We start from the raw sequence: 3,879 nt of genomic DNA on the forward strand, positions 1-3,879 counted from the left end.
GTACAGCCGCCGCAGCCCGGTCCGGACCGTCCCAGCGGCGCATGAGCACCCTGGTCTCCGGCGGGCCCCACGGGGCCTGGGCGTGGGCGGGGCTGCGCCTGGAACCCGAGCCGGCGATCTCCGGGAGCGGCGCCCATGTCGGTCTCCCGGAGGCCCAGCGGCGGGTCGAGGCGGCCGCGCTGGAGCAGGTGTGGCTGTCGCAGCACTGGCGGCCCGACGGCCGCAGCTTCGAGTTGCGGTATGCGACGTCCCCCTCGGGCGGCGCGATCACCTGCACCCTGCTCTGCCGGATGCACGGGGCGGACGCCGCCGCGGCGACCGCCGCCGTGCTCGCGCTGCGCGACTCCCTGGTGCCGCCGCGCCATGTGCGTGCCGAGCCGGTCGTCGACCCGGGGGAGCTGCACTCGGCGCTGGTCCCCTTCGAGGGTGTTCCGGAAGGTCTCGCCGAGGTGCGCAGACGCCTGGTCTGGGCGTGGCTGGACCGCCGGGACGCGGACTTCCGGCTCGGCGTGGCGGTCTCCCCGCTGGCGGCAGGGCACGCGGTGAGCTGGGAGCCGGTGTGGGAGGCGCTGGCCCGGCAGGAGGCGCCGACCGTGCTCGGGGTCTGCCTGCAGCCGTACGCCCCACCGCCGGACCTGGTGGCCTATCTCCGCTATCTGGCCCAGGAGTACGGAAGGCTGGCCCAGGCCGGGCAGCCGAACCCGATCTACCAGCAGCACATCGCGCCCGACCCGTTCGCGCTGCGGGCGCTCCCCCTCTACCAGGACGCGCTCCGGGACTGCTCGGAACGCACCTACCGGATGCGGATCTCGGTGGCCTCCCGGAACGGCGCGGCCCCCCTGCACCTCGCCGAGCTGCTGGCGGCGACCGTCTCCCCGCCCGCGGCCCTGCCCGGCGGCGGGGCGGTCGCCAGGGCGGTCCCCCAGCACGAGGCGGCGGCCGCCTGGGGGAGTCTGGCGGGGCTTCACCACACCTGGCTGGACGCCGCCCACCGGCAGGAGGTCCCGCAGCCGCTGGGCGAGCGGGAGAAGGTCCTGGCCGACCTGGTCCCGGTGTCCCAGGCGTCCGCAGCCTTCCGCTTCCCCTACGAGGTGCCCGGCCGCCCTCCGCTCTTCGGCACGGCCCGCCGGGCCGACGTCCCGTCACCGGTGGTCCCGCGGCCACCGCAGGACGCGGACCCCGCGTTTCCCACCCGCTTCCCCGACGACAGGAGCACCCCTTGGACAGGCTGACGATCGCTTTCGACGAGGCTCCCGCCGAGGCCGATGCGCTCGCCAGATCGCTTGCGGACTGGTTCAACGACGACGAGGACCTGTCCGGGCTCGCCGGAGTGCATCTGGTGCCGCCCGTCCCCGGTGAGATGGGCAGTCTCGCCGACGCCGTGGAGCTGGCGACCGCGGTGGCGCCGCTGCTGACGGCGGGCGTGAGCGCTCTCGGCGTCTGGATCACCCAGCGGGTCAGGAACCGCCGGGTCAGCCTGAGCGTCACCCGCCCCGACGGCGCCGGTATCCGGGTGACGGCGGATCCCGCCGATGTCGAGCGGCTGGTGGACCGGCTGGAGCGCTTTGTGGCGGGAGGCCCGGCGGACGGCGGGGGCCCGGCGAGTTGACCGACTCCTGGGCGGTGGCCGTCCCCGACCGGCGCAGGTCCGTCGCGGTGCTCATCGGCACCGCAACCCATGTCGCCCCCAGCCGACTGCATCCGATCCCGCAGGTGACGGCTGACGTCACCGCCCTCGCGGAGGTGCTCACGGGCCCGCTGGGCATCCTCGACCCGAGCGGTGTGCGCAGCCGGGTGGACCCCCACACGGCGGGCGAGGTGCTGGACCTCGTCCCCGGGGGCCGCCCGGCGGGCGGGCTGGACCTGCTGCTCTTCTACTTCGCGGGCCACGGGGTGCTGGCCGAGGACGACCGGCTCTGCCTGGCGCTGCCCGGGACCGTGGACGAGCCCGGCCGCACGGCCCGTACCTCGCTTCCGGTGGACGCCGTCCTGGAGGCGATGCGCGGGGTCCGGGCGCGGTACAAGGTGGCGGTCCTGGACTGCTGCTTCTCGGGGCGGGCGATGGAGGCCCCCGCTGCGGCGTCCATCCATCTGCTGACCGCCACGGGACCCACCAGGAAGGCGCGCTACGGGGACGGTTCGCGGTTCACCGGGTTCACGGGGGCGCTGCTGGAGCTTCTGTCGCAGGGGGTGCCGGAGGGCGGCGAGTACCTGGACCTCTCCACGGTCCACCGGCGGCTGGCCGTGTCCCTCCCGGCGGCCCCGGAGCCCTGCCCGGTACCGGCCCAGCGCGCCGTGGGATCCACCGGTGACCTGGCGCTGGCCGTCAACGCAGCCCATGGGCAGCGGCGCACCCGCCGGGGCCTGGCCGCGCGGGCCCGCTTCGCGCTGGAGCTGCGGACCCTGGGGCTCTCCGGGCGGCCGGGTCAGGAGGACCGGCTGCGGCAGGCCGTCCGGGTGATGCGGGAGGTCGCCGAGGACGGCGCCGAGGCACTGGGCCGGACCGACCCGCTCGTCCTCTCCTACCGGCACGCCCATGCGTCCCTGCTCGGCGAGTCCGGCAGTGCGGAGCGCGCGCTGGCCTGTCTGGACGCCGTGGTCGCCGACTGGGAGGCGGCCGCCCCGTCCGGTGCCCCCGGCCTGACGGCCGCGCGCGCCAGCCGCGACCACTGGCGCGGCAGGGTGCCGTCGGCCGGCCACGGAGCAGGCTGAGCGCAGACCGGTGCCGCCCAACCGCCCGGTGCGCCGCCGGGGCGGTGCCCGGGAGCGTGGAGCAGGCCGTCACCCGTGGCGGGACGTACGGGGGAAGTCCCCCTTTCACGCCTCGGGCGGCGACGCGCCGTAGCCTGGTGCCGCGCCGCCCGACCGGGGGGCGAGGGCTGCTGGAGGTACTCATGGTTCGGCGTGTCGCCGTGATCGACGACTACCAGGACGTGGCGCGTCGCCACGCCGACTGGTCGGCGCTGCCCGCCGGTGCCGAACTCACCGTCTTCACCTCGCCGTTGGGCGGTACGGCGGAGGTCGCGGCGGCGCTGCGGCCGTTCGACGTGGTGGTGGCGATGCGCGAGCGGACGCCCTTCCCGGCGGCGCTCTTCAAGCAGCTGCCCGAGCTGCGGCTGCTGGTGACCACCGGGATGGCCAACGCCTCCATCGCCATGGACGCCGCCCGCGCCCACGGGGTGACCGTCTGCGGCACCCACGGCAGCACCGCCGCCACTCCCGAGCTGACCTGGGGTCTGATCCTGGACCTCGCCCGCAACATCACCGCCGAGCACCTGGGGATGCGTGAGGGCGGCTGGCAGCGCACCGTCGGCACCGACCTGGCCGGGAGCACCCTGGGACTGGTCGGCCTGGGCCGCATCGGCACGGCCATGGCCAGGATCGCCAAGGCCTTCGACATGGACGTCGTCGCCTGGAGCCAGAACCTGGACCCCGCCCGCGCCGCGGAGGCAGGCGTCCGTGCCGTCTCCAAGCACGAGCTCTTCACCACCGCCGACTTCGTCTCGGTCCACTACAAGCTGAGTGAGCGCAGTGTGGGCCTGGTCGGTGCCCATGAGCTGGCGCAGATGAAGCCCACGGCCTATCTGGTGAACACCTCGCGCGGTCCGCTGGTCGACCAGGACGCCCTGCTGGAGGCCCTGCGGACCGGAGCCATCGCCGGGGCGGGGCTGGATGTGTACGACGTGGAGCCGCTGCCCGCCCACCATCCGCTGCGCACCGCTCCCCACGTGGTGCTGACCCCGCACCTCGGCTATGTCACCCGCCGGACCTATGACGTCTTCTACAGCGAGGCCGTGGAGAACATCGCCGCCTTCGCGGCGGGCGCCCCGGTCCGGGTGCTGGGCTGATCCCGGCCCCTCGACGGCCCCCCACCTGCCC

4 protein-coding genes are annotated in these 3,879 nt (G+C 75.3%); all 4 read left to right on the top strand.

Annotation, left to right across the window (positions count from 1 at the left end):
- Positions 1 to 1,232 (top strand): hypothetical protein (locus AOK09_RS36370; RefSeq protein WP_217698540.1); only part of this gene is annotated, 1,232 nt, incomplete at its 5' end.
- The gene (locus tag AOK09_RS36375; protein WP_055591440.1) at positions 1,220 to 1,609 is read left to right on the top strand and encodes an effector-associated constant component EACC1; all 390 of its coding nucleotides are present in this window, start codon (positions 1,220 to 1,222) and stop codon (positions 1,607 to 1,609) included. The genes AOK09_RS36370 and AOK09_RS36375, both read left to right, overlap by 13 nt.
- Entirely contained in the window at positions 1,606 to 2,712 is a 1,107-nt protein-coding gene (locus tag AOK09_RS36380; RefSeq protein ID WP_055591441.1) for a caspase family protein, read from the top strand. Before AOK09_RS36375 ends, AOK09_RS36380 begins: the two co-directional genes overlap by 4 nt.
- 182 nt (positions 2,713 to 2,894) lie before the next feature.
- Positions 2,895 to 3,848 (top strand): D-2-hydroxyacid dehydrogenase family protein, encoded by a 954-nt coding sequence (locus AOK09_RS36385; RefSeq protein ID WP_055591442.1) that lies wholly within the window; start codon positions 2,895 to 2,897, stop codon positions 3,846 to 3,848.
- Positions 3,849 to 3,879: the final 31 nt, after the last annotated feature.

The sequence above is a fragment of the Peterkaempfera griseoplana genome (assembly GCF_001418575.1).
GTDB lineage: Bacteria > Actinomycetota > Actinomycetes > Streptomycetales > Streptomycetaceae > Peterkaempfera > Peterkaempfera griseoplana.

Bases quoted from the DNA above. Each gene is read 5' to 3' on its own strand.
- AOK09_RS36385 (WP_055591442.1), top strand. From the start codon at position 2,895: ATGGTTCGGCGTGTCGCCGTGATCGACGACTACCAGGACGTGGCGCGT.